Annotated in this window: 17 protein-coding genes and 1 riboswitch; of the genes, 10 read left to right on the forward strand and 7 right to left on the reverse strand. The window is 72.1% G+C overall.

The window, feature by feature from the left end:
• Nucleotides 1-4 precede the first annotated feature (4 nt).
• The 6 genes from O7617_RS25480 to O7617_RS25505 all read left to right on the forward strand — a co-directional run bounded on the left by O7617_RS25480 (nucleotide 5) and on the right by O7617_RS25505 (nucleotide 10,162).
• Nucleotides 5-3,379 carry a type 2 lanthipeptide synthetase LanM family protein gene (locus O7617_RS25480; protein WP_282258653.1) on the forward strand — a complete coding sequence of 1,125 codons (3,375 nt, stop codon included), beginning with the start codon at nucleotides 5-7 and terminating at the stop codon, nucleotides 3,377-3,379.
• Between the two features lie 70 nt (nucleotides 3,380-3,449).
• Entirely contained in the window at nucleotides 3,450-3,701 is a 252-nt protein-coding gene (locus O7617_RS25485; RefSeq protein ID WP_282258654.1) for a mersacidin/lichenicidin family type 2 lantibiotic, read from the forward strand.
• 88 nt (nucleotides 3,702-3,789) lie between these two features.
• Nucleotides 3,790-4,068, forward strand: a complete 279-nt coding sequence (locus tag O7617_RS25490; RefSeq protein ID WP_091399738.1) for a mersacidin/lichenicidin family type 2 lantibiotic — start codon at nucleotides 3,790-3,792, stop codon at nucleotides 4,066-4,068.
• Between the two features lie 93 nt (nucleotides 4,069-4,161).
• The gene (locus O7617_RS25495) at nucleotides 4,162-7,500 is read left to right on the forward strand and encodes a type 2 lanthipeptide synthetase LanM family protein (RefSeq protein ID WP_282258657.1); all 3,339 of its coding nucleotides are present in this window, start codon (nucleotides 4,162-4,164) and stop codon (nucleotides 7,498-7,500) included.
• A complete protein-coding gene (locus tag O7617_RS25500) occupies nucleotides 7,493-7,987 on the forward strand; it encodes a hypothetical protein (RefSeq protein WP_282258658.1) in 495 nt (164 codons plus the stop codon). The genes O7617_RS25495 and O7617_RS25500 overlap by 8 nt, the downstream gene beginning before the upstream one ends.
• The gene (locus O7617_RS25505; RefSeq protein WP_282258659.1) at nucleotides 7,988-10,162 is read left to right on the forward strand and encodes a peptidase domain-containing ABC transporter; all 2,175 of its coding nucleotides are present in this window, start codon (nucleotides 7,988-7,990) and stop codon (nucleotides 10,160-10,162) included.
• Between the two features lie 7 nt (nucleotides 10,163-10,169).
• Here O7617_RS25505 and O7617_RS25510 read toward each other — a convergent pair whose 3' ends face one another.
• Together O7617_RS25510 and O7617_RS25515 are read right to left on the reverse strand one after the other, a co-directional pair.
• Nucleotides 10,170-12,980, reverse strand: coding sequence for a BTAD domain-containing putative transcriptional regulator (locus O7617_RS25510; RefSeq protein WP_282258660.1), 2,811 nt, complete (start codon nucleotides 12,978-12,980; stop codon nucleotides 10,170-10,172).
• A 125-nt stretch (nucleotides 12,981-13,105) separates the two neighbouring features.
• Complete coding sequence (locus tag O7617_RS25515) at nucleotides 13,106-14,476, reverse strand: helix-turn-helix transcriptional regulator (protein ID WP_282258661.1); 1,371 nt, start codon at nucleotides 14,474-14,476, stop codon at nucleotides 13,106-13,108.
• A gap of 12 nt (nucleotides 14,477-14,488) precedes the next feature.
• Here O7617_RS25515 and O7617_RS25520 point away from each other — a divergent pair, with 12 nt between their 5' ends.
• Both O7617_RS25520 and O7617_RS25525 read left to right on the forward strand, forming a co-directional pair.
• Nucleotides 14,489-14,674, forward strand: a complete 186-nt coding sequence (locus O7617_RS25520) for a hypothetical protein (protein WP_282258662.1) — start codon at nucleotides 14,489-14,491, stop codon at nucleotides 14,672-14,674.
• A 476-nt stretch (nucleotides 14,675-15,150) separates the two neighbouring features.
• The gene (locus O7617_RS25525) at nucleotides 15,151-16,284 is read left to right on the forward strand and encodes an oxalate decarboxylase family bicupin (RefSeq protein ID WP_282258663.1); all 1,134 of its coding nucleotides are present in this window, start codon (nucleotides 15,151-15,153) and stop codon (nucleotides 16,282-16,284) included.
• A 102-nt stretch (nucleotides 16,285-16,386) separates the two neighbouring features.
• Here O7617_RS25525 and O7617_RS25530 read toward each other — a convergent pair whose 3' ends face one another.
• From O7617_RS25530 to O7617_RS25550, 5 genes are all read right to left on the reverse strand, one after another.
• The gene (locus O7617_RS25530; RefSeq protein ID WP_282258664.1) at nucleotides 16,387-17,850 is read right to left on the reverse strand and encodes a PepSY domain-containing protein; all 1,464 of its coding nucleotides are present in this window, start codon (nucleotides 17,848-17,850) and stop codon (nucleotides 16,387-16,389) included.
• A gap of 138 nt (nucleotides 17,851-17,988) precedes the next feature.
• Nucleotides 17,989-18,540, reverse strand: a complete 552-nt coding sequence (locus O7617_RS25535) for a copper resistance CopC family protein (RefSeq protein WP_282258665.1) — start codon at nucleotides 18,538-18,540, stop codon at nucleotides 17,989-17,991.
• Nucleotides 18,537-19,772, reverse strand: coding sequence for a Dyp-type peroxidase (locus O7617_RS25540; RefSeq protein WP_282258666.1), 1,236 nt, complete (start codon nucleotides 19,770-19,772; stop codon nucleotides 18,537-18,539). Before O7617_RS25540 ends, O7617_RS25535 begins: the two co-directional genes overlap by 4 nt.
• On the reverse strand, nucleotides 19,769-20,311 hold the full coding sequence (locus tag O7617_RS25545; RefSeq protein WP_282264870.1) for a copper chaperone PCu(A)C: 543 nt from the start codon (nucleotides 20,309-20,311) through the stop codon (nucleotides 19,769-19,771). Before O7617_RS25545 ends, O7617_RS25540 begins: the two co-directional genes overlap by 4 nt.
• A gap of 124 nt (nucleotides 20,312-20,435) precedes the next feature.
• A complete protein-coding gene (locus O7617_RS25550; RefSeq protein WP_282258667.1) occupies nucleotides 20,436-22,604 on the reverse strand; it encodes a copper resistance protein CopC in 2,169 nt (722 codons plus the stop codon).
• Nucleotides 22,605-22,732: 128 nt separating this feature from the next.
• A riboswitch (cobalamin riboswitch) is annotated at nucleotides 22,733-22,947 on the forward strand.
• 119 nt (nucleotides 22,948-23,066) lie between these two features.
• Between O7617_RS25550 and O7617_RS25555 the strand changes: the two genes are divergently transcribed.
• Together O7617_RS25555 and O7617_RS25560 are read left to right on the forward strand one after the other, a co-directional pair.
• Entirely contained in the window at nucleotides 23,067-23,579 is a 513-nt protein-coding gene (locus tag O7617_RS25555) for an acyl-CoA thioesterase (protein ID WP_282258668.1), read from the forward strand.
• A 451-nt stretch (nucleotides 23,580-24,030) separates the two neighbouring features.
• A complete protein-coding gene (locus O7617_RS25560) occupies nucleotides 24,031-24,291 on the forward strand; it encodes a hypothetical protein (protein WP_282258669.1) in 261 nt (86 codons plus the stop codon).
• Nucleotides 24,292-24,315: the final 24 nt, after the last annotated feature.

A 24,315-nucleotide genomic window follows, 5' to 3' on the forward strand; every position in this document is an offset into this window, starting at 1 on the left:
GTAGATGGACGACGGCCCTGCCCCGGTGCAGTCGGGGGATGCCGCATGGTTTCTGGGTCACTCCCTGAGGGAGCGGCTGACCGGCGCGGAGCCGCTGGGCGCCGTCGACGAGGATCTCGGCCGCATCCGGCTGAAGATGTGGTTGGACGAGCCCGTCCACAGCAGACGGCCGGAGCTGTTCGCGCAGCGGTTGGCGCAGCACGGCCTCGACGAGGGTGAGCTGGTCCGGATCCTGGGTGAGCGGCCGGACACGGTCCGATCCCGGTTCGACGAGGCCCCGGACTACGCCCGCCGGTTGGTCGACGCCTGGCGCCGACACCCGGACCACACGGCCGGTCCCGACCACACGGCCGGTCCCGACCACACGGCCGGTCACGACCATGCGGCCGGCCACGACGAGGCGGCCGGGCACGACCACTCAGCCGGGTCCGACGAGTCCACCGGGTTCGCGGTCGTCGTCGCGCCGCTGATCGCCGAAGCACTCGAACGGCTGGCCGCACGGGTGCGCGAGCTGGTCGGCAGCCACCGGCACCTGACCGCCGAGGCGCTGATCACCAGGCTGGGCGGCGGCCCGGTGGACACCGTCAACATGCTGGTGGCCCGGACGATGGCGTTGGAGCTCAACGTCCTGCGCATCCAGGGTGAGTTGGCCGGCGACACCCCGCACGAGCGTTTCCACACCTTCCTGCACCGGCTCCGGCAACCGCAGCACGCGTTGGGCGTCCTGCGCGACCACCCGGTGCTCGCCCGTGACCTGGTGCGGACCGTGGACGACTGGGAGGCCAGCCGCCTGGAGTTCGCCGAGCGCGTCGTCGCCGACTACGCGGAACTGGCCGAGCGCTGCGGTGGCCCGGACTCGCTCGGCGACCTGGCCGACGTGAGCTTCGGTGCGGGCGACAACCACCGGGGCGGTCGCTCGGTGGCGGTCGTCCGCTTCGCGACCGGCGCGAAGGTGATGTACAAGCCCCGGCGGCTGTCCGTCGACGGCCACTTCCACCATCTACTGGCCTGGCTCAACGAGCGCGGTACGCATCCCACGCTGCGTACCTTCTGGTTGATCGAGCGGGGCGGGTACGGCTGGACCGAGTTCGTCGAGAGCGGACCCTGCGCGGACCGCGACGCCCTCGGCCGGTTCTACCGACGGCAGGGCGCACTGCTGGCCCTGCTCCAGGCTCTCGGCGCGACCGACTTCCACCTGGAGAACGTCATCGCCTCCGGCGAGCACCCGATGCTCATCGACCTGGAGGCGATGCTGCACAACTGGCAGTGGGAACGACGCGTCGGCGATCAGGCGGGCTATCTGCAGAGCGTCGCGGTCGAGTTGATGAGCAGGTCGGTCGTCACCGTGGGGCTACTGCCCTCGCCCGTGCTCTGGGCCGAGGGCAACCAGGTCAACCGGTTCGACATGAGTGGGATGTCCGGCGCGGGTGGCCAACTGACCGCCCGACCCGTCACCGTCTGGGACGGCTTCGGCACCGACGAGATGCGCCTGGACCGGCGACGGGTGACGATGCCCGGCTCGGGGAACCTGCCCACCCTCGCCGAGCGGCGTCCGGACGTGACGGAGTTCGCGGCCGAGATCGGCGACGGATACCGCACGCTCTACCGGACCCTGCTGGAACACCGGGACGACCTGGTGGCGCCGACCGGCCCGTTGGCCGCGTTCGCGCACGACGAGGTACGCGTGGTCCTGCGCGCCACCGCGTCGTACGTCCGGTTGCTCGCCGAGGCGCAGCACCCGGACCTGCTGCACGACGCGCTGGACCGGGACCGGTACTTCGAGAACCTGTGGGCGGGCCACGACGGGCGCGAGCACCGGGACCGCCTCATCGCGGCGGAACTGACCCAGATGTACGCCGGTGACGTCCCGATCTTCGTCACCACACCGTCGTCGACCGATCTCGTCGGTGGGGACGGGACCGTGTTGGCCGGCGCACTGCGGCGCACCGGGCTGGAGGCCGTCCACGACCGCCTGCGGGGCATGTCCGAGGACCACCTGGCCCAGCAGAGCTGGATCATCGACGCCTCCCTCACGGCGTTGATCATGGGTGATCCGTCGCGGTGGCGTACGCGGAACCGGCCGAATGTCGCGCTGCTCCCACCACCGACCGTGCCGTCGACGGTCCGGCCGTCGGAGATCGTGCCCGAGCGCTTCGTCGACGCGGCGCGCGTCATCGGCGACCGCCTGCTGGCGATCGCGCTCACCGAGGACGACCGGATCTCCTGGCTGGGCCTGAGCCTGATCGCCGACAAGGTGTGGATGCTCGGACCGAGCGCCATGGACCTCTACAACGGCATCAGCGGCATCGCGTTGTTCCTCGCCCGGCTGGCCGAGGTCACCGGCGACGCGGCCTACCGGCAGGCCGCCGACCGCTCGGCGACGATGATGCTCCGTGAGGCGCGGAGTTGGCTCACCGGCCCATCCGAGGCCGCCGTCGGCGTCGGCGGCTTCGACCACCTCGGTGGTTCGGTGTACGCCCTGAGCCACCTCGCCTCCGTCCTGGACCGCGCGGACCTGGTCGACACGGCCGCGGGGCTGGCCGCGTCGATGGTCGCGCACGCGGCCGACTCCCGCGAGTACGACATCATCAGCGGCAGTGCCGGCGGGCTGCTCGCCCTGCTGTCGCTGCACCGGGTCACCCGCGACCCCGGTCTGCTCGACGGTGCCCGAATGCTGGCCCGGCACCTGCGCGACGGCGCGCAACCGGCCGGCCCCGGCGTCGGCTGGTGCGGCACGCTCTACACCGAGGCGCCGCTGGCGGGCTTCTCCCACGGTGCGTCGGGTATCGCGACGGCGCTGGCCAGGTGGGACCGGCACAACGGGGCACCCGAGCATCGCGATCCGGTGGACGCGGCGCTGCGCTACGAACGCACCGTCTACGACGAGGCGACCGGCAACTGGCGCGACCTTCGACCGGACACGCCCGAGGGTGCTCCGATGGTCGCCTGGTGCCACGGCGCGGCCGGCGTCGCGTTGGCACGGGCCGAGCTGTCCGGCTACGCCACCGACGACGGGTCGCTGCGCGAGGACCTGCGGCGTGCGCTCACGACGACCCTCGATCCCGGCAGCCTCCTGCACAACCACTCGATCTGTCACGGGGATCTCGGCAACGCCGAGGCGGCGCTGGCCGCGGCACGGGTCCTCGGTGACGACAGCGCGGCCCGGCGGGCCGCGGAGATCGCCGTCGCCGCCGTGGTCGACGTGGAGAACCGCGACTGGCGGTGCGGCGTGCCCCGGGGCGTCGAGACGCCGGGCCTGATGAGCGGCCTGGCCGGTATCGGCTACGCCCTCCTGCGCTGGGCCGATCCGGCACGCGTGCCGTCGGTGCTGCTGCTGCAACCGCCGACCGACCATCGCGGTGCCATCGATCTGCCATAGCGCGGTCCTACGGTTCCGCCCGTGGAGGCCCATCCAGGTATCGCGCTTCACCTATAGATCGGAGTTGTACATGGACTACATCAGGGCGTGGAAGGACCCGGTCTACCGGGCGTCTCTCAGTGCCGAAGAGCGTGCCGGCCTGCCGGCGAACCCGGCCGGCATCGTCGAGCTGAACGACCAGGAGCTCGACGGGGCCGACGGCGGCACGTGGACCCCGACTCCCACGATCACCGTGGTCACCGGGGCCGCCGGCTGCTTCTCCTTCAACGGCACCTTCTGCAACGGCACCTGCGCGGCGTTCACCGCCGGCTGCTGCGGCTGACCGATCCACCCGGCGGGAGGACACGGCCCGTCCTCCACACCTGTGTCCTCTCGCCAGTGCATCCCCAATCCCCTGAGGAGAGCCCTTCATGAACATCGTGCAAGCCTGGAAGGACCCCGAGTACCGGGCGAGCCTCTCCGCCGAGCAGTTGGCGGCGCTGCCGGAGCACCCGTGCGGCGTGGTCGAGCTCGGCGACGACGTCCTCGCGCACATCGCCGGCGCGCGCACCGAGGGCCTCTGGACCCTCGGCTGCTGCGGCGGCTTCACCGCCCGCGAGACCCCGTGCGGTTCCTGCGGCGCGACGTGCGGCGGAACCACCTGTGGCACCTGCCAGACGCAGTCGACCTGCGGTCTGTGCACCGCCTGATCCACCCGCTCCATCGGCGGTGCCCGGACGCCCGAGGTGTCCGGGCACCGTCCCCCGCCAGACCCGACCGCTGCGCGAGAGAGAGCACCCCCGATGACGCAGTCGCACCAGCCCGGCCCTGACCCGGTGGACGTTTCGAACCCCTGCTGGTACCTGGCGTACTCGCTGCCGGAGAGGCTCGGCGTCGCGGCGCCGACGGGCTCGGTGGACGAGGACCGGGGGCGGCTCCGGCTCGAACGGTGGAAGAACGAGCCGGTCTTCGCCGGTGACACGGAGCTGTTCGAGAGCTGGCTGCGCGCCCTCGACCTCGACGAGCCCACCCTGACCGCTGTGCTCGGCGAGACGCCGGAGACGGTCCGCAGCAGGTTCGACGACGTCCCGGACTACGTGCGCACCATCGAGCGGGCCTGGCGGGAGTACCGTCCGGGCGAGGCCGTCGAGCACCACGACCGAGACCACGATCACGATCACGACCACGACCACGACCACGATCCGCATCCGCACGCCGCGTTCGTCGAGCTGGTGCGCCCGCTGGTGGACGACGGCGTACGCCGGGTGCGCGCGGCGGTGCACGCGGCCTGCGCGGGCACGCCCGGACCGCAGGTCGACGCCGACCTGCTCGCCGACCAACTCGCGGAGCCGCCGTACGGCGCGATCAACCTGCTCGTCGGTCGGGTGCTCGTGCTGGAGCTCAACGTCCTGCGGATGCAGGGGCAGTTGGAGGGGGAGACCCCGCAGCAACGCTTCCAGGACTTCGCCCGACGCCTGCACGACCCGAAGTACGCCCTCGAGATCCTGATGGAATACCCGGTGCTGGCCCGGGACGCGACGATCCTGATCGACAACTGGGTGGACGCCCGGGTCGAGTTCGCCCGACGTCTCGTCGCCGACGCGACCGCGTTGACGACCAAGCTGGGCGACCCGGCGCAGCTCGGCACCGTGGCGGAGGTGTCGTTCGGGGCCGGTGACTCGCACCGGGGCGGACGCTCGGTCGGGTTCGTCCGCTTCGCCAACGGTGCCCGGGCCGTCTACAAGCCCCGAGGGTTGCAGGTCGAGCTCCACTTCCAGCAACTGCTCGACTGGCTCAACACGCGCGGCGCGCAGCCGCCGTTGCGCACCATGTGGGTGCTCGACCGCGGCGAGTACGGCTGGTCGGAGTTCGTTAGCGCCGGACCGTGCACCGACCACGAGGCGCTGCGCCGCTTCTACACCCGTCAGGGCGGTTACCTCGCCCTGCTGCACAGCCTCGCGGCCGTGGACTTCCACCTGGAGAACATCATCGCCGCCGGTGAGCATCCGATGCTCGTCGACCTCGAAGCGCTCTTCCACCCGCAGGGCGAGCAGGCGGACCGGCAGATCGGCGTCTCGGCGGAGTCGTTCCGGACGATGCGGGAATCGGTGCTGGAGGTCGGTCTCCTGCCCCGGCCCATCATCTACCAGGACGACGACGGGGTCGGTGGTGTCGACTTCAGCGGCCTGGCCGGTTCGGCCGGTCAGCTCACGCCCACCCCGGTCGCCACCTGGGAGGAGTCCGGCACCGACGAGATGCGCCTGGTCCGTAAGCGGATCGAGATGGGCGGCGGGCAGAACCTGCCCAGCCTGGACGATGGGGCGCACCACACGCTCGACTTCAGCGCCGACATCATCGCCGGGTTCGAGCAGACCTACCGGCTGCTGCACCGCCACCGCGACGAGCTGCTGGCCCCGGACGGGCCGGTGGCGGCCTTCGCCGGCGACGAGGTACGCGTGATCCTGCGCGCCACCCGCACCTACGGCAAGCTGTTGCAGGAGAGCCGCCACCCGGACCTGCTGCGCAACGCGCTGGACCGGGAGCGCTTCTTCAGCTTCCTGTGGTTGCAGGAGGAGTGGCCCGGCGCCGAGGCGCGTATCGCCGCAGCCGAGCAGGCGCAGCTCAGCCGCGGCGACATTCCCTTCTTCAGTACGACCCCCGCCTCGCACGACTTCGTCGCCGGAGACGGCTCGGTCGTCGCCGGGGTGTTGCCCACCAGTGGCCTGGAGCGGTCGCGGCACCGCATCGAGGCTCTCTCCGACGCCCACCTGGCACAGCAGACCTGGATCCTGCGCAGCTCGCTCGCGGCGCTGACGATGGGGGTCGAGAGTCAGGGTCAGTGGTCGGAGTACCAGGTGACCGCGGCCACCGTCCCGGCCGGAGTGGACCGGTTCGTCGCCGCCGCGTGCGCCGCCGGCGACCGGCTGCTGCTGACCGCGGACACCGGGGAGGACTCGATCGCCTGGCTCGGGCACACCCTGGTGGCCGACCGGATCTGGCAGCTCGGCCCGGTCGGTATCGACCTGTACAGCGGGCTGTCCGGGATCGCGTTGTTCCTCGGCTATCTCGGCGAGGTCGGCGGCGAGCAGCGTTTCCGCGGCGCGGCCGAGGTCGCTGCGGGGATGCTGGTGCGGCAGATCGACCTGCTCGACGAGACCCCGGCGGAGACCCTGGAGAACTTCACCGTCGGCGCCTTCAACGAGCTGGGCGGGCCGCTGTACGCGCTGAGCCACCTCGGCGCGCTGTGGGAGCGCGACGACCTGTTGGACGCCGCCGAACGCGTCGTGCCCGTCCTGTTGCACCTCGCGCCGCAGGACGAGGCGTACGACGTGATCAGCGGGGCGGCCGGAGCGATCCTCGCGCTGCTGGCGTTGCACGCCGCGCGGCCGTCGGAGCAGCTCCTCGACGCGGCCCGCACGTTCGCCCGGATCCTCGAGGACACCGCCGAGCCGGTGGGCGACGGGATGGGTTGGGCGGGCGCGGTGAACCCCAGCCGTCCACTCGCCGGTTTCTCGCACGGGGGGTCCGGCATCGCGGTGGCCCTGGCCCGGCTCGACCGGGCGCTCGGCAACCGGGACCACCTGCCGCTGGTCGAGGGCGCGTTGCGCTACGAGCGTTCCGCCTTCGACCCGGAGCACATGTGCTGGCTGGACCTGCGGGACACCACGCCGGAACGGTACTCGATGGTCGCGTGGTGCCACGGCGGGCCGGGCATCGCGCTCGCCCGCGCCGACCTCGCCGACTACGTCGACGACCACGAGCTGCTCGACCGCGACCTGGCCGACGCCGCCACCGGCATGCTGCGGTTCGGTCTGACCGGCGAGGTCATCACGGGCACCGGCAACCACAGCATCTGCCACGGCGACCTCGGCAACACCGAGGCACTGCTGGCGGCCGCCCGGGTGCGCGGTGACGAGGACGCCGCCCGGCAGGCCGAGTTGGTGGCGGCGAGCATCCTCGACTACATCGACGGGGACGGCTGGTTGTGCGGGGTGCCGCTCGGCGCGGAGACTCCCGGCCTGATGAGTGGCATCGCCGGCATCGGCTACAACCTGCTGCGTCTGGCACTGCCGGAGCGGGTGCCGTCGATCCTGCTGGTCGAGCCCCCGTACTCCACTGCGGATGGTGAGGCGCGTGGCTGAGGAGCAGGTCTGGCCGTACCGTCCGCAGGCGTTGACGAGCTACCGCGGTGGCCTGCACGACGGCCCGGCGCGCAGCCCGATCCGGTCCTCCCGCCGGCCACTGGTCGCGCTGGCCGCGCTGTTGGTGGTCTGCCTGGGCTTCGCGGCGGTCATGCGGGTGCCGCAGGCCGTCGAGGGCGCCGTGATCGGCGCCGACGGGTCGTATCTGGTCTCCCTGTTCGCCGGCCGTCTCGACCCGCAGCCGGCGCAGGGCACGGCTGTCACCCTGGCCCAGGCGGACGGCCGGACGACACTGCGGGTCGTCCGGGCCGAGGTCGTGGTCGACGACGCCGCCGCGCGACGGTGGAACATTCCCGCGGAGGTGGCCCGGCCGGTGACCGTCGTCCTGCTGTCCGGGAACGCGTCGCGGAGTTTCGGCCGCCTCAGTCTCGTGGTCGCCAACCCCACCCTGCTGGAGCTGGTGCCGGGCCTTGAGGGGGTTCTGTAGATGACGCTCAGTTGGCTACGGCCGCACCGTCGGGTGCCGATCATGCTGCAGATGAGCGCCACCGAGTGCGGTGCCGCCTGCCTCGCCATGGTCTTCAGCGCCTACCGGCGATGGACCTCCGTCGCCGAGTGCCGGGCACAGCTCGGCATCGGTCGCGACGGTGCCACCGCGTTGCAGATGGCCCAACTCGCCCGCCGGACGGGCATGCGGGCCCGGGGCGTCAGCGTCGACCTCGACGGCCTGCCGCAGCTGCGGTTGCCCGCGATCGTGCACTGGAACTTCCGGCACTACCTGGTGCTCGAACGGTGGGACCGGCGCGGTGCCGTCGTCGTGGACCCCGGGATGGGCCGGCGGCGGTTGAGCCGCGACGAGTTCGGTGAGGGGTTCACCGGTATCGCCATCGAACTCACCCCGGGTGCGGAGTTCGAACGCCGCCCCGGTCCCGGAAAACTGGCCTCGCTGCGGTTCGCGCGCAGCATGCTGACCTTCTCGCGCCCGCTGCTCGGCCTGGTCCTGGTCGTCTCGCTGCTGCTCCAACTGGCGGTTCTGCTGCCGGCACTGATCACCAAGTTCGCTGTCGACACGGTGATCGGGAAGGGGCAGGTCGACGCCCTGACGGTCCTCGGGCTGGGGATGGTCCTGCTGCTGGGCACCCAGGCGGTGGGCAGCTACGCCCGGGGCGTGGCCCTCAACGTGCTGCACGCCCGCATGGACGACACCATGATGCGACGCTTCTTCGACCACCTGCTCGCGCTCCCGTACTCGTACTTCCAACTGCGCAGCAGCGGTGACCTGCTGATGCGGATGTCCAGCAACACCGTCATCCGCGACCTGGTCACCAGCCAGACCATGTCGCTCGTCCTGGACGGCCTGTTCGTCGTCGTCTACATCGGCATGCTCCTGGCGTTCACCCCGCTCTACGCCTGGCTGGTGCTCGGCCTTGGCCTGCTGCAACTCGCCGCGATCGTGGCGACGTACCGGGCCATGCGGGAGCGCACGCACCGCGACATCGCCGCGCAGGCCGAGGAGCAGAACTACGCGGTGGAGGTGTTGGCCGGTGCCGAAACCGTGAAGGCGATGGGCGCCGAGCAGCAGGTCCTCGGCCGCTGGTCGGGGCTGTTCCAGACCCGGCAGTTCGCCTCGCTGCATCGCCGTCAGCTGGAGACCGGCCTGGAGGCGGTGCTCGGGGCGTTCCGGATGGGGTCGCCACTGCTGCTGCTGTGGGTCGGCGCCCACCAGGTCGTCGGCGGTCGGATGTCGCTGGGCACCATGCTGGCGCTCAACGCACTCGCCGCGGCCGTCCTCACCCCGCTGATGGGCCTGGTCAACACGGCCCGGCAACTCCAGACGGTCGGCACCCACCTGGAGCGGATCCGGGACGTCATGGACGAGGCCGCCGAGCAGGACCGGTCGGTGTCCGAGCCACCCGGGCGCATCTCCGGCGAGGTGACGCTGACCGGCGTCGGCATGCGCTACAGCGCCAACGCCGACTGGGCCGTGCGCGGCATCGACCTGACCATCCCCGCCGGAGCGAAGGTCGCGCTGGTCGGACGGACCGGTTCGGGCAAGACGACACTCGCCAAGACGCTCATCGGGCTGTACGTGCCCACCGAGGGCGAGGTCCGCTTCGACGGGCGGCTCCTGCAGGACCTCGACTTCCGTGAGCTGCGCCGCTGGTGCGGCATGGTCACCCAGGAACCGGCCCTGTTCGCCGGGTCGGTCCGCGACAACATCTCTCTCGGACACCCGGCGGCGACCTACGACGAGGTGGTCCTGGCCGCCGAGCGCGCGCAGATCCACGACGAGATCATGGCGATGCCGATGGCGTACGAGACGCGGCTCACCGAGGGCGGGGGAGGGCTGTCCGGCGGCCAACGGCAACGACTGGCCCTCGCGCGTGCCCTGGTGCACAACCCGCCGCTGCTGCTGCTCGACGAGGCGACGAGTCACCTGGACGTGGTCACCGAACGCCGGGTGGACGAGGTCCTGTCCGCGTTGTCCTGCACCAGGATCGTCATCGCACACCGGTTGAGCACCGTGCTCAACGCCGACCTGATCGGGGTTATGGAGGAGGGGCGGCTGGTGGAACAGGGCACCCACGAGGAGTTGATCGCACACGGACGCTATTACGAGGCGCTGATCCGCGACCAGCTTCAGTCCACCCGGACGCCATAGGAGCTGGTTACGAGGCCGGGTCGACGCGGGCCAGCAGTTGCCGAACCTCATCGGCCGCCGGGTCGCCCAGGTCGTCGTAGATCCGGATCGCCCGCTGCCAGGCCCGCGCGGCGGCGGGCGGGTCGGCCATCGCCTCGCGCGCCTCACCGAGCCGGATCAACGTCAACCCCTCGTGATATGTGTTCGCGGATTCCTGGAAACGTTTGACGGACTGCTCGTAACAGACCGCGGCCCGGGCCGGGTCGCCGAGCCGGTGGTACGCGAAGCCGAGGCTGTCCAGCGTCGCGGCCTGCCCCACGCGGTCGTCGATCGCCTCCTGCTCGGCCAGCGCCTCGGCGCAGTCGACGACCGCCTGGTGGTAGTCCCCGGTCAGCGCGTGCAGGTAGCCCTTGACGTTGAGCGCGCGGGCCTCGGCGTACCGGTTGCCGACGAGCCGCGAGACGCGCAGCGCCTCGACACTGTGCTTGAGCGCCTCGTCCAGCCGGCCGTACTGGGTGCAGTGCTCGGTGTACTGACGAAGGATCAGCGCGAGGCTGTCCAGGTCGTCGAGCTGCTCGTACAGTTCGAGGGCCCGTTGGACGTGGTGCTCGGCGGCCTCCTGGTCGCCGAGCCGCATGAGCGCGCGGGCGAGCATCCGGTGGGCCTGCGCCTGCGCGTTGGCGTCGCCGCTCCGCTGGGCCGCGGCGAGGGCCGCCTGCTGGGCCGCGAGCTGCTCCTGGAACATGCCCCGGGGCGCGAGGTACGCGGCCAGGGCCCAGGCGAGCTGCCAGGCGTACCGCTCGAAGCCCGTCTCCGCGGCCTGGCGCAGCACCCGCAGCAGCACCGGGTGCTCGGCGTGGAACCAGGCCGCGGCGGCGACCCGGTCGGGCATCGGCACGTGGACGTTGGTCGGCAGCGGAGGTTCCGTGTCGATGGGTGTCCAGGTCGGCTGGAGCAGCATGGCGCCGGGGTGCGCGCTGTGCAGGTAGTGGTCGTACATCCGGCGGGCGGCGGCCTGCCGTTCCTCGGCCCGGTCGGACGCCTGCGCCAGCTCGGCGGCGTACGAGCGGAGCAGGTCGTGCAGCGCGAACCGTTCGGGCAGGTGCTCCGTCAGCAGGTGCAGACGGGTCAGCTCCTGCAGCAGCGGGGTGACCGCCGCCCGGGGTCGGCCCAGCAGCACGGCGGCGGCGTCCGCGGTGAGGTCGGGCCCCGGATGCAGACCGAGGAGGCGCAGCAGGCGGGCGGCCTCGGTGCTCAGCGCCCGGTAGGACCAGGAGAAGACCCGGCGGACGTCTCCGTCGGCCAGCAGCTCCAGCCGGGATTCGGAAGGGCGCAACTGGGCCGCGACGGCCTCGATCGGAAAGGTGGGCCGAGCGGTCAGCCGGGCCGCCACGATGGACAGGGCGAGCGGAAGGCGACCGGTGGACTCGATCATCTCGGTGGTCGCCTCCGGCTCCGCGGCGACCCGGTCGTCACCCAGCCGGCTGCGCAGCAGCCTCGTCGACTCGGCTGCCGTCAGCACCTCGAGGGTCACCGGTCGGGCGCCCTGGGCCACGGTGAGGCTGCTGAGCTGGTCGCGGCTGGTCACCAGGACCGCGCACTGGCCCGCGCCGGGCAGCAGCGGGCGTACCTGTTCGGCATCTCGTGAGTTGTCGAGCACGACGAGCATCCGGCGCGAGGCCAGCAGGCTGCGGTACAGCGCGGCCCTGGCGTCGACGCTGCTCGGGATCCGGCCGATCGGTGCGCCGAGCGCGTCGAGGAAGTCGACCAGGGCATCGGCGGGGGACACCGCGTCGGCGTCGTCGTAGCCCCGGAGGTTCACGTACAACTGCCCGTCGGGGAAGCGGTCGACCGCCCGGTGGGCCCAGTGCAGGGCCAGCGTCGTCTTGCCCACGCCGGCCATTCCGCTGATCGTGACGATGTCCACCGTCCCCGGCCGTTCGGGCCGGACGCCGAGGGCAGCGTCGAGGACGGCCAGCTCCTCGGTGCGTCCGACGAAGCCGGGCAGCGCGAGCGGCAACTGCTGTGGACGGGCCGTCGTCCTGGGCTGCGCCTCGTCCGCCAGGCCGGTCGTGGCGGGTTGCTGCCCGAGTCGGTGGTGCAGGATGTCGTCGTGCAGCCGCAGCAACTCAGGGCCGGGGTCCATCCCGGTCTGCTCGGCCAGCGACCGTCTGGCCTGCTGGAAGGCCGCCAGCGCCCCGGCGACGTCGCCGATCTGGTAGAGGCCGGTCATGAGCTGGGCCCAGGCGCGTTGGCGCAGCGGGTGGCGGTCGAGTAGCGCCCGCAACCGTGGGATCACCTGGGCTGCCGCGCCGAGCGCGAGTCGCGCGGCGGCGTGGTCCTCCTCGGCGAGCAGCCGACGTTCCTCCATCCGCGCGACCCGGCCGGCGAGGAGCCGGGGCAACGGCAGCCCGGCGAGGGCGGGGCCGCGCCACATTCCCAACGCGGCGGCCAACTCGGTGTGCGCGGTCTCCGGGTCGCCGGCGGCCAGGGCGGCCCGTCCCCGGGTCGCCGCGACGTCGAAGCGGTCGAGGTCGCGTTCGCCCGGCTCCACCCGCAGCAGGTAGCCGCCAGTCGTGGTGCGGATCCGGCGGTCGACGCCCGTGCCGTCGCCGAGCGCCTGGCGTAGCCCGCGCAAATAGGCGCGTAGGTTGGCGGCGGCCGAGGCGGGCGGCTGGCCGCCCCACACCATGGCCGTCAGTTCGTTGGCGGAGATCGCCACACCCGGTCGCAGCAGCAGGGCGGCCAGCACGAGCTGCTGTTTCGTCGAGCCGAGGGCGACCGGCCGGCCGTCACGGGAGACCGTCAGCGGCCCGAGCAGGCCGAAGTGGAGAGGCATCCTCACCTCTGCGTGCGGTGCCGGCCGGCGGAGCCTGACGATCGTGTGACGACGTGATTAGGCATCGACCAATGACGTTAGCACCGATGAACATGATCTTCATGTTGGTCGGTCCGCGCCGGTGATCACCGTCTGCTGCTGTCCCAGGCCCGTACCAACTGCATCCGGTTGTGGATCCCCAGCTTGTGATAGATCGATCGGAGCTGCGTGTCGACGGTGTGGAAGGAGACGAAGAGGCTTCTGGCCGCCTCCTTCTTCGTGGCGCCCGAGGCGAGCATTTCGGCCACCCGCTCCTCGGCCGGGGTGAGCGCCTCGATGCCCGTCCGCACCGCCTCGTCACCCGACGGCCGGTGACGCGGGGTGGTGCCGAGCTCGGCGCACCGGCGGTCGGCCGTCGCCTGGTCGCCCGGAGCCCCGATCCGGGCGTAGAGGGCCGCCGCCTCGTGCGCGGCGTCGCGTGCCTGCGCGGCCCGCACCGCCGGGCTGTTCGCCAGGTCCAGCAACGCGTCGGCGAGCGCCGGCCAGGCGGCGGTGGTACGCAGACCGTCGACCGCCGCCCGCAGTGCGTCCGGGTCGCTGTCGCGCAGCCCTCTGGTCTGGTCGGCGAGTGCGCGCCACAGCGGTACCGGCGTGCGCGTGGCTACCGACTCGACCAGTTCGGTGACCCGACGGGAGGCCGGGGTGTCGCCGGCGGCCACCGCGGCGCGTACCAGCCGGGGGCCGAAGTGCGGCACGGGCAGGAGCGACCGCACCGACCGGTGCAGGTCGGCGACGACCCGGGTGAGCAGGTTCGCCGCCACGCTCAGGTTTCTGTCGCGGACGGCGACGCAGAAGGCGGGTGTCCACAGCGCGCTGTCGGGCCAGCGGCTCTCCGCGAGGCACGGGCGGAGGACGGCGCGGGCGTCGTCGTGCTCACCACGGCGGTAGCGGACCTCGCCGATCACCGCGACGAACAGCGCACGCACCTGCGGGCTGAGATCCACCGGGCCGGAGCTGAGCGTCGTGACCGCGAGGGCCGCCGCCTCGGGCAGCTCTCCCACGGCGACCATCCGCAGGCAGTCCAACGCGATCAGCCCGCTGCTGAACAGGGAACCGGATTCGTTCGGCGTCGGGTGGGTCGCGGTCCACGCGTCCTGGTGCCGGCCCAGGCCGAGCTGCACGAGGATTCGTTCGGCCCGGATGGACGGAGCATCGCCTCGGGCCCCCGGCGAATCCGGGTCCAGAGCCGCCAGCACGGCGTGGGCGCCCGGCAGATCGCCGTGCGACAGCGAGCGGGCGGCCCGCCCGAGGGCGAGGTGGCGAGCGGACCAGTGGTCCCCGGACGCGGCGTGCGCGGTCCCCGCGTCGCGGAGCATCGCGTCGGTGTCCGGATGGCCCACCCGGGCGGCGACCGTGGCGACCAGGGCGAGCAGGGTGCTGCGGCTGCGGGCGTCCAGCGGTCGGTCGAGCGCCGCGCGCAGACCGGCGAGAGCGACAGTGGGCTGCTCCAGCGCCATGGCCCGCGTGAGATGACCGAGCAGACGGGTACGGTGGCGCTCGCCGTGCCGGTTCCCGGCGAGTTCCGCCGTCAGGACGTCGAGCGCCGCCGCTCCGCGTCCGCCGAGTCGCAGCTGATCGGCCGTGGCGAACACCTGAAGGCGTCGTCGCTCGGCGTCGTCGTGGTCGGCCGGGTACGTGCCGGCGTCGAAGGGTGATCCGGACAATGGCGTTCTCCCCGGTTGTTACCCGGCGCGTCGAATTGCCGTCCTGCGACCGAGCCTAGCGACGGCGGCAGGGGCGGGCGCCCAGATCGACGAAGCGGCGGGAGTGCGCTGATTCGCCCACGGCGTCCGGGATTCGGCGTGCCGCAATGGCGCGATCACGTGATGCGACGACGACGTCCGGCCGCCGACCATCAAAGGTATGGCCCACTCGACCGAATGTCCCGGCCTGCACCGGCTCCGCGTCGTACTGCTGATGTTCGTGCTCTTCGCCGGGGCCGGTGGTCAGGCCCCGCTGTGGACCCGTCTGGTGCTGGTGGCGACCGCGGCGGCGATTCCGGTCGCGATCGCGGCCCAGTACGGCTGGACCGGGGTGCGCGCCCTGCTGGGGCTGTCACCCCGGCTACGACGGCGGGACGACTCGGTTCCCACGCCCAGTCCGATCAACCCGAGTGAGGGAGTCAGCGATCATGGTGAACAGCGATCCTCAGCCGCGGCGCGGCGATCAGGGCGCCCCGCCGTTCGCGGGCCGCAACGTCGAACTCGAACGGCAGAACCCCGACCTGTTGGTGCCACCGACCACGGACAGCCGGCTGGTGCCCAATCTGAAGTTCTCGTTCTCCCAGGCGCACACGCGGGTGGAGAAGGGCGGCTGGACCCGTGAGGTCACCAACCGCGACCTGCCGATCGCCACCCAACTGTCCGGCGTCCAGTTCGGGTTGGAGCCGGGCGCGTACCGGGAGATCCACTGGCATCAGCAGTCCGAGTGGGCGTACGTGCTCAGCGGCAGTTGCCGGATCAGCGCCGTCGACCACGAGGGACGCAACTTCATCGAGGACGTGAAGGAGGGCGACCTGTGGTTCTTTCCGCAGGGCATCCCGCACAACATCCAGGCCCTCGAGGACGGCTGCCAGTTCCTGCTGGTCTTCGACGACGGCGCGTTCTCGGAGAACAACACGTTCCTGCTCAGTGACTTCTTCGCCCACACGCCCCGTCACGTCCTGGCCAAGAACTTCGGCTGGACGACGGAGCAGATGGAGAACCTGCCCGAGCGGGAGAAGTACATCTTCCAGGGCGACGTGCCGCCGCCGCTGCAACAGGACCGGGTGGTCAGCCCCACCGGCGACATCCCGCGAAGCTTCAAGCACCGGATGCTCGCGCAGACCCCACAGCGTTTCCGGGGCGGGACGGTCCGGGTCACCGACTCGACCAACTTCGCCGCGTCGGTGACCACCGCCGCCGCCCTGGTGGAGGTCGAGCCGGGCGGGATGCGCGAGCTGCACTGGCATCCCACCACCGACGAGTGGCAGTACTACATCTCCGGCACCGGGCGGATGGGCGTCTTCGCCTCGCAGGCCGCCGCCCGGACGTTCGACTTCCAGGCCGGCGACGTGGGGTACGTGCCCTTCGCCTACGGCCACTACATCGAGAACACCGGCGACGAGCCGCTGGTGTTCCTGGAGATGTTCCGGCATCCGCGGTTCGAGGACATCTCGGTGATGCAGTGGATGGCGAACACGCCCCACGAGGTCATCGCCGACACGATCAACGTGCAGAAGTCCCTGGTCGACGCGCTGCCGGCGACCAAACAAACGGTGATCTGACCGCGGTGACCGGTTCTCGCGCGGCCGCCCGTCCGGTCCTGACGACCTGGTCGGTCACGGCATCCGGCCGCCCGTCGCCGGACGGGCGGCCGGACCGGTGGATCAGGAACCGGCGGGTGCCGGAGACGTGGGCGCCTCGACAGGTCGTCGGCGTCGGGACACCGCGCCGACGACGACGTCGATGACGAGGAAGGCCAGCAGGGTGAGCCCGAACAACGGCAGTGCCCAGCCGACCGCCACCACCACCGGTACGCCGATCAGCAGTGCCCAGAGCGGCAGACCACGGACGCCACCACGGGCCGGTGGGGTGCCGGCGAGGGCACGTCGGTCGGTGCGGGTGGGACGCCGCTGCCACCACATGCGGTAGCCCCAGACGATGACGCAGAGCAGCCCGAGGGCGATCGCCGCGAGCAGGATCTGGTTGACCGGTCCGAAGAGGATGCCCATGTGCGCCTGGATGCCCAGGCCGCTGAGCTTGGCCAGCAGGGGCCAGTCGGCGAAGTCGCTGCGGGCGGTGATCGTACCCCCGGCGGGGTCGACGGCGACCCGGTCCTTCGCGACCGGCCAGGTGTTGTCGACCTGGGTGACGGTCCACGCCGAGCCGGGCTCGGCGGCCGGGGCGATCTCGACCGGACCGTCGAGACCGGCGCCCCGCGCGGCCGTCACCACCCGGTCGAAGGCCGCCGACTCGACCAACCCGCCGCCGCCCGGGGAGCCGTGGTGGCCGCCCCCGGTGGCGGGCGGTGCGCCGTCGAGGCTGGTGGAGATGACCGGGGTACGCGCCTCGAGCGCGTCGAGGCCCGCGCTGAAGTTCGCCCCGGCGTAGCGGGACCAGGTCAGCCCGGTCGCGGAGAGGAAGAGCAGGCCGACGGTGAGCCAGATGCCGGTCGTGGCGTGCCATCCCCGGGTGCGCCGTACACCCTTGCCGGCGGACAGGTCCGGCACGAGCAGGTGGCGGGCGGTGGCGCGGGCGGCGCTGCGGCGACGCCACCACAGGACCACCCCGCCGAGGGCGAGCACCCAGAGCCAGCTCGCGGCCAGCTCGGAGTAGTGCTCGCCCACCGCGCCGAGGTGCAGGTGGCGGTGCAGGTCGTCGAGCCAGGTGGTGGCGGGGGTGGAGCCGAACCAGGTGGTGAGCTGCCCCTGCGACTCGGCGGTGTACGGGTTGATGTAGACGGTGTGCTGGTTCTCGCCGAGTTCCGGCAGGGAGAACGTCACCCGGGTGGTCTGGTCGCCCTCGCCGGGCTGTACGGCGGTGATGCTGCCCTCGGGATGGGCGTTGCGGGCGGCCCCGACCTGCTCGGCCAGGGAGACGGGACGGTCACCCACCTGCGCGACCGTCAACTGGTCGCCGTAGAGGAACTGGTCGAGTTGCGGGGTGATGGTGAACGCCAGTCCGGTCAGGGCGGCGGTCACCAGGAAGGGCGCGACGAGGATGCCGGCGTAGAAGTGCAGCCGCAGCAGCAGCGCCCCGAACGGCGACGTGCGCCGGAGCGGTCGGGCCGGGGTTTCGGCGCTGGTGGAGGGCTCCGGCGTCGCCGCGCCGGACAACTCGGTGAGAGACATGGTGATCCGATCGGGATAGTCGAGAGAAACCCCTGGGGGTGTCTCCCGTACTGACGTGGTCGCCCGGTGGTGGTGTCGCATCGGTTCCGGCCCTGACGTGGTAGTCGGACAGCGGGAGCGATTGGTTCCCACTGATGCTCAGGGCGTCAGCGAATCCGATCGGCGGCGGGCCGCCCGCCGCCACAGCAGCGCCGCCGCCACCGCGACGAGTGCCACACCCGCGACGAGTACGCCACCATTCGGGCCCCCGTCGGGTCGAACCGCCGCGGCGGTGGACGGTGTGGTCGACACGGCGGGCTCGACGACCGGCGCGGCGCTGGACGTGGGGTCGGCGACGGTGAACGGGTACGACCCCTGCACCGGGTGCCCGTCGGCGGAGACGACCCGGTAGGCCACCGTGTACGTCCCGTTCGGCAGGGTGTCGGTCACCTGGACCGTGCTCTTCGCCCCGGCGACCACCGGCTCGCCGGTGACGACCTTCCGCTTGGCGGCGTCGGTGAGCACGATGGTGGTGAACGTGGGGTCGAGCCGAGACATGAATTCGAGCACGATCTCCGTCGGTGCGCTGGTCACCGTCGACTGCTGCACCGGCGTGGCCGCCCGCAGCGAGTTGTGGGCCCAGGCCGGGGCGGCCGGGACGAGCAACGCGACGAGGACGGCGAGCACCGTCGCGCCGAGTCGCGGGCTCATCCGAGCACCTGCTCGCCGATCCACCCGCCCGGTCGGCAGCCGGGAGGGATGGCGAAGACCGCCGACCCGATCGGCGTGGTCCACTCGTTGAGCAGGTCCCGCTCGGCCAGCCGACGCTGGATCGGCAGGAACTGCCGGGCGATGTCCGCCTGGTACGACGTGAAGACCAAACCGCTGTCCGCGTGGCCCTCGGTGGTCGGCACACCGTCGTAGTTGTACGGCCGACGCAGGATTTTCAGCCGGTCGTCGGTGACGTGCGCGCGGGTCAGGTGGGAGAAGTCGGGGATGACGGTGAGACCGTGCTCGTCGGTCGCGGCGAAGTCGGGCTCGTCGTGCTCGGCGACGCCGGTCAGGGGTGCGCCGGTGTCGAGCCGCCGGCCGACGGCGAGTTCCCGGTCGGTGCGGCCGAGCAGGTCCCAGGTCTCCATGTTCATGCTGATCCGGCGTACGACGAGTGTGGTGCTGTCGCGCAGCCACGCGGGCCCGTCCGGCACCCAGACGGCGGAGTCCATCGGCATCCCGGGTCGGGGGTTGGCGGTGCCGTCGAGCTGACCGAACAGGTTGCGTTGGGTGTGGCCGCCCGGCTCGACGCCGGGGCTGCGCCGGAAGCCCTGCTGCACCCACCGGACGGTGGCGAACGGTCGGCTGTCCTTGATCAGGACCCGTTGGGCGTGGGCGACGCTGACCGGGTCGTCGGCGCAGATCTGCAGCAGCAGGTCGCCGCCGGTCCAGGCCGGTTGGAGCCGATCGACGCGGAACGGCGGCAGGTCGGCCACCGAGGCCGGCCTACGGTCGTCGACGCCTCCGGCCCGGTAGAGGCCGGACCCGAAGCCGAAGGTCACGGTCAGCCGGGCGGGCAGCAGCCCGAGTTCAGCCTCGGTGTCGGCGAGGGCCGGCTTGCCCTGGGTGAGGCGGGCGGCGTCGTCGGTGAGCAGCCGCAGCAACCGGCCCAGCGCGGCCCGGTCCGTGCCGGGGCGCAGCGTGAATGCGACGAACGCCGCGTGGGCCTGCGGTTCGGTGGTCACGCCGGCCTGCCGGACGCCGTGGAACGGCTCGACCAGCGCGCCGACGCTCGCCACCGGCGTGGTGTCGGCGGCGGCCGGTGGCTGCCCGCTGTCGGTGCGGGTAGCGGCGATGGCCGCACCCCCGGCGAGGGCTCCTCCGGCGGCCAGGGCCCCGCCGGTGAGCAGGCCGCGCCTGCTCACCGGCCGGGTGGGTGACGTGTCGGTCACGATGCCGGGCTCATGCTCATCTCCGGCGTGGCGCTCGTGCCGGGCATGGGCTGGCCGTGCCCGGGGGCGTAGCTCTCCTGCGCGCCGGTGAACGGTTTGGCCACCGCGGTGAACTGCTGGGTCTTACCGTCTGCGAATGTCAGGGTGAACGTCAACTCGTCGCCGGCCTGCACCGGCTTGGTGAGGTTCATCAGCATCAGGTGGTCACCGCCGGGCTCCAACGCGTGCGTGCTCTTCGCCTTGATCACGATGCCGCCCTGCTTGGCCTGCATGACCATCTTGCCGTCCTTCATGGTCATCTCGTGCAGCTCCATCGGCGACACCGAGGTCGCGGCCCCGGTCACCGTGACATCCGTGTCGCCGTCGTTGACCAGGGTCCCGAAGGCCGCCGTCATCCCCTTGTCGGCCGCCTTCACCCACGGGTCACGGATGCCGAGCACCCCGGCGTCCGGGTCGGCCGAGGTCGAGGCGGACGGGTTCGCCTGCCCGGTCGACGGGGAGTCGGACGATCCGCATCCGGCGGTGCCGACCGCCAGGATCGCGGCGGCGAGGACGGCGGCCGAGCGGCGGCGCGACCGAGCGGGCTGGTGCTGAGCATGTGTTCTTCCTCCGATGGTTGCTGCTGGCTGAATGGTCGGCCGCAGCAGGGAGAAAGTTCCGGGCTCAGGGCACGTTGATCGTGTACTCGGCGGTGTGCACCTTCCCCTCGGCCTGGAAGTCGAAGAAGGCCCGGTACCGGCCCGAGCTGGGCGCGGTCAGCCAGAACTGGACCGTCCCGTCGACCAGCTCCTGCTCCGGGTGGACGTGCACGTAGCCGAGGTCGCCCTCGCGGACGACGACCAGGTGCCCGTACGCGCCCAGGTAACGCTCCAACTGCACGGGCGCGGCCGCGTCGGTGCGCTGGACCTGGAACTGCATCGGCGCCGTCACCCCCACCGTCGGGGTGCCGCTCATCGACACCGCGTACGGCCCGGCCGTCGCCTGTGCCTGCGCAGGCGGCAGCGCGGCGGGGGTGTGCGCCCCGGGCACGGTGTGGTCGACGCCCAGCACGAGAGGCACCTGCGCGCCGTTGGGCGCGGTCACCGAGAAGTCGGCGTAGACGCGATAACCGCCCGGTCGGGCCAGCGTCAGGGGGACACTCCAGGTGCCGTCGGCGGCCATCGTCGGGTGTACGTGCTGGTAACCGGTCAGGTCGCGGCCCACCACGATCATGTGCAACGGCTTGTCGTGGACGACCGCGAAGCGGGTCGCCGGCTGCCGGTCGGTCCCGACGATCCGGAAGCGGTAGTCGGCGCGTACCCCGGCGGGTTGGGACCGCTCCAGCGGTTGCAGGGTGTAGCCACCGGCGCTGACCGTCGTCCCGGTCGCCAGCGTCTCGCCCGTCGCGCCGTCACCCCGGTGCGTGTGCGGGCCGGTGCCCGCCGGGTGTTGGTGGCCGTCGGTCGCGGACACCGCCTGCCCGGAGGCGGGCGGGCCGCCCGCCGGCTTCCGGGCGTTGCCGGCGGGGCTCTGGTCGCCGGTGCCGATGCGGGCCAGCCCGAACCCGGCCAGCAGGGCGACCACCAACCCGCCGACGAGCAGCGCCAGATGGCCGTTGCTCAACCGGGACCCGGGTGCCGCGGCGACGAGGTCCGGGCCCGGCCGGGAACCGGCCTCGACTGTCGACGCCTCGTCGGTGCTTGCGGCGACCGTCGCCCTCTGGTCGGTGGTGGAGGGGGCCTTCGCCTCCTGGTGGGTGGTGGAGGGGGCCTTCGCCTCCTGGTCGGTGGAGGTGAGAATCTTCGCCTTCTGGTCGGCGGGCGTCGGGTCGACGGCGACGCCCGTGCGGGCTGTGACGACCGCGTCGCCCGTCCGCGCCGCCGGCACGGTGGCCGGTCGCCGTTTACCACCCGTGGGCTTCGTACCGACACCGCTCACCGCGCCGGCCGTCCTGCCGGCGGAGGACTTGGCAGCGGCTGTCTTTCCGGCGGCGGCCCTGGTCCCGCTGGTCTTGCCGGCCGACGGCCGGTTCGTGGTACGAGCACCGCCGCCGCGTCGACCGGACGTTCCCGGTGCGGTACGGCCCCGGCCGGTGGGTCTACCGGTGGACGCCGTCCGACGACGCCAGACGACGAAACCGGCCGCCGCGACGGCCGCCGCGATCGCCGCCGCCCAACCGGCCCAGGCCAGCGCTCCGGAGCCGCTCTCGTCGGCTGATTCGGTCGGCGGGGCCGCCGCAGCCCCGGACGGCGGGATCACCGGCTGGGCCGAGGTGGTCGGCACCGCCGACGCCTGCCCGGACGACCCATGCTGCTCGGTGGCGGCCACCAACGCCGGGTCGGGCTGGGTCGTCGGCGGGCTCCACCCCTTGGGTGCCGCGGTCACCCGCCCGTTGTAGCGGAACGTGAGCGTCCCCCGCACGGTGTCGCCGTCCGAGGCGACCGACAGGTAGCTCACCGAGTACTGGCCCTTGGCCGGCAGGTGGGTGACGGCCACCATCGCGGGGAACCCGGTCGTGTACTCCCGTGGCTCGAACTGCCCGTTGACCAGGAAGTACTCCCGCACCGGCTGGTCCAACGGCTTCGGCTCCCCGTACGACCAGCCGTTGTCGACCCGGACGCCGCCCGGGGCGGTGACCGTGAAGAACGCGTTGGGCGCGGCCTTCTCGGTGAAGAAGAGCTGCACCGCCGTCAACGGCTCGCTCACCGTGGCCCCACTCGCCGGCGTGGACATGGCGAGAGTCCCGTGAGCCGAGGCGGGTCGGGCGGACGCGAGGAGAGCGACCGCCGAGGCGAGGAGGAGCGCGAGGACGCCCGAGAGCACCCGCCCCGGAGTCTGAGGGAGACGACGCATCTGAATATCCTGACCCGAGTGAGGCTTTTTTCAAGAGCTGGCGATCTTTTTCCTCACATGGCAAAAGCGACGAAGCCCCGGCGCTGCCTCCGCGCCGCGCCCCCGGTGCCGCGACTTGCCTGGCCAGCTATGCTGCGGGCGGCGCTGGTTCGCCCCGTCGTGACCGTCGGGGCGTCGTAAGAGGGAACCCGGTGAAAGTCCGGGGCTGCCCCGCAGCGGTGAGTGGGAACGAACGCCGTCAACAGCACTGGGCCGCCGGCCTGGGAAGCGACGGCCGGTAGGAGACCGGCACGACCGGTCCGGCCCGCGAGTCCGAAGACCTGCCTGCGCTGCGTACACGACCGTGTGCGCCGCCGTCGGCCTCGCGGGTGGGCTGAGCGGGTGACCTGCCGTTTGTCGGCGGGTCCTCGTCTGCGTGTCCGCGTACCGGTGGTGTGGTTTCCCGAGGGACGGACTACCGCTGTGCACGACACCGCCACGATCGCCGGCCGAGCGCCGTCGGCGTCGCACCTGACCCTGTCGCAGATCATGGACCAGCACCACACCAACCTGATGGGTACGGTGCACGGCGGCCGGATCCTCAACCTCATCGACTCGGTCGCCGGGGTGGTCGCCGCCCGCCACTCCGACGGCCCGGCGGTGACCGCCGCGATCGACGAGACGGCGTTCCTGCGCGCGGTGCGGGTCGGCGACGTCGTGCACGTCGACGCCCGGATCACCTGGGCCGGACGCAGCTCGATGGAGGTCGCGGTCAAGGTCACCGCCGACCGGTGGGACCGGGCCGTTCCGCCCACCGACGTGGCCACCGCCCACCTGGTCATGGTCGCCATCGACGACGACGGACAGCCGAGGACAGTGCCGCCGCTGCTACCCGAGACCGACGGGGACCGTCGTCGCTACCGGGAAGCGGAGATCCGCCGCGAGCACCGGCTGGCGTTGCGGCGGGCGCTGCTCGACGGCGCCGACGAGGGCTGAGACATGCTCGGACTGTCCGTGGCTGCGGTCCTGGCGACCGGTGACGGACAGTCCGAGCACGACAGGTGTGGCTTAGGGCCTGTCCTGCCGCGTCGAGGAGGCCGCCGAGTCGGTAGCGCCGGCCGCGGTCCTGGCCGATGGACATCACCACCCGGTCAGACGCCACGCCGTCGGTCGCACTCAACACCACCATGGCTTCGGTCACCGCATCGGTCGTCTGCACCAACGCCACAGTGATGATGGACGCTTCGGGCCGGTTGGTGTCCACGTTCGAGACGTTCGACCGGTGTTCCCCGCGCCGGTCGCACCCGTCGCGGCCACACCACCGAGGGTGCTGGTCCTGCGCCGCCAACGCTCCGGTGGGGAAGACGTGCACGAACCCGCACCGGCGCTCCACGTCCCGTGTCATCGGGGCTGTGGCGGTGGTGAACCCCGCAGTCAAGATGGCCAAGTGGATCTCGATGGGGCTATGCGCAGACTGAAGGCCGCCGAGGATGCGCTACCCCAGGCGGAAGAACAGGCCGTGCTGGCCGCCCGGCAGATCAAGGCCGATGCCCGCGCCCGGGTCGAGCAGGCCCGCGCCGAACTTCACCAGGCCATGGCGGCGGAATATCGGGCCGGGGCGCGGCAGGTGGATCTGGTCAGACGGACGGGGTACTCCCGCGAGCGGGTCCGGCAGATCTTGCGGGCCGCCGGCATCGAAGCCGAATAACCTCACGTCGCAAGAAGTCCGTGA

The sequence above is a fragment of the Micromonospora sp. WMMD1155 genome (genome assembly GCF_029581275.1).
Lineage (GTDB): Bacteria > Actinomycetota > Actinomycetes > Mycobacteriales > Micromonosporaceae > Micromonospora.

Excerpts from the sequence above, each read along its gene's own strand:
- O7617_RS25530 (WP_282258664.1), bottom strand. The coding sequence starts at position 17,850 with ATGTCTCTCACCGAGTTGTCCGGCGCGGCGACGCCGGAGCCCTCCACC.
- O7617_RS25490 (WP_091399738.1), top strand. The coding sequence starts at position 3,790 with ATGAACATCGTGCAAGCCTGGAAGGACCCCGAGTACCGGGCGAGCCTC.
- O7617_RS25520 (WP_282258662.1), top strand. The coding sequence starts at position 14,489 with ATGACCGAGCAGACGGGTACGGTGGCGCTCGCCGTGCCGGTTCCCGGC.
- O7617_RS25525 (WP_282258663.1), top strand. The coding sequence starts at position 15,151 with ATGGTGAACAGCGATCCTCAGCCGCGGCGCGGCGATCAGGGCGCCCCG.
- O7617_RS25515 (WP_282258661.1), bottom strand. The coding sequence starts at position 14,476 with ATGGCGCTGGAGCAGCCCACTGTCGCTCTCGCCGGTCTGCGCGCGGCG.
- O7617_RS25485 (WP_282258654.1), top strand. The coding sequence starts at position 3,450 with ATGGACTACATCAGGGCGTGGAAGGACCCGGTCTACCGGGCGTCTCTC.
- O7617_RS25505 (WP_282258659.1), top strand. The coding sequence starts at position 7,988 with ATGACGCTCAGTTGGCTACGGCCGCACCGTCGGGTGCCGATCATGCTG.
- O7617_RS25510 (WP_282258660.1), bottom strand. The coding sequence starts at position 12,980 with ATGCCTCTCCACTTCGGCCTGCTCGGGCCGCTGACGGTCTCCCGTGAC.
- O7617_RS25480 (WP_282258653.1), top strand. The coding sequence starts at position 5 with ATGGACGACGGCCCTGCCCCGGTGCAGTCGGGGGATGCCGCATGGTTT.
- O7617_RS25495 (WP_282258657.1), top strand. The coding sequence starts at position 4,162 with ATGACGCAGTCGCACCAGCCCGGCCCTGACCCGGTGGACGTTTCGAAC.
- O7617_RS25535 (WP_282258665.1), bottom strand. The coding sequence starts at position 18,540 with ATGAGCCCGCGACTCGGCGCGACGGTGCTCGCCGTCCTCGTCGCGTTG.
- O7617_RS25550 (WP_282258667.1), bottom strand. The coding sequence starts at position 22,604 with ATGCGTCGTCTCCCTCAGACTCCGGGGCGGGTGCTCTCGGGCGTCCTC.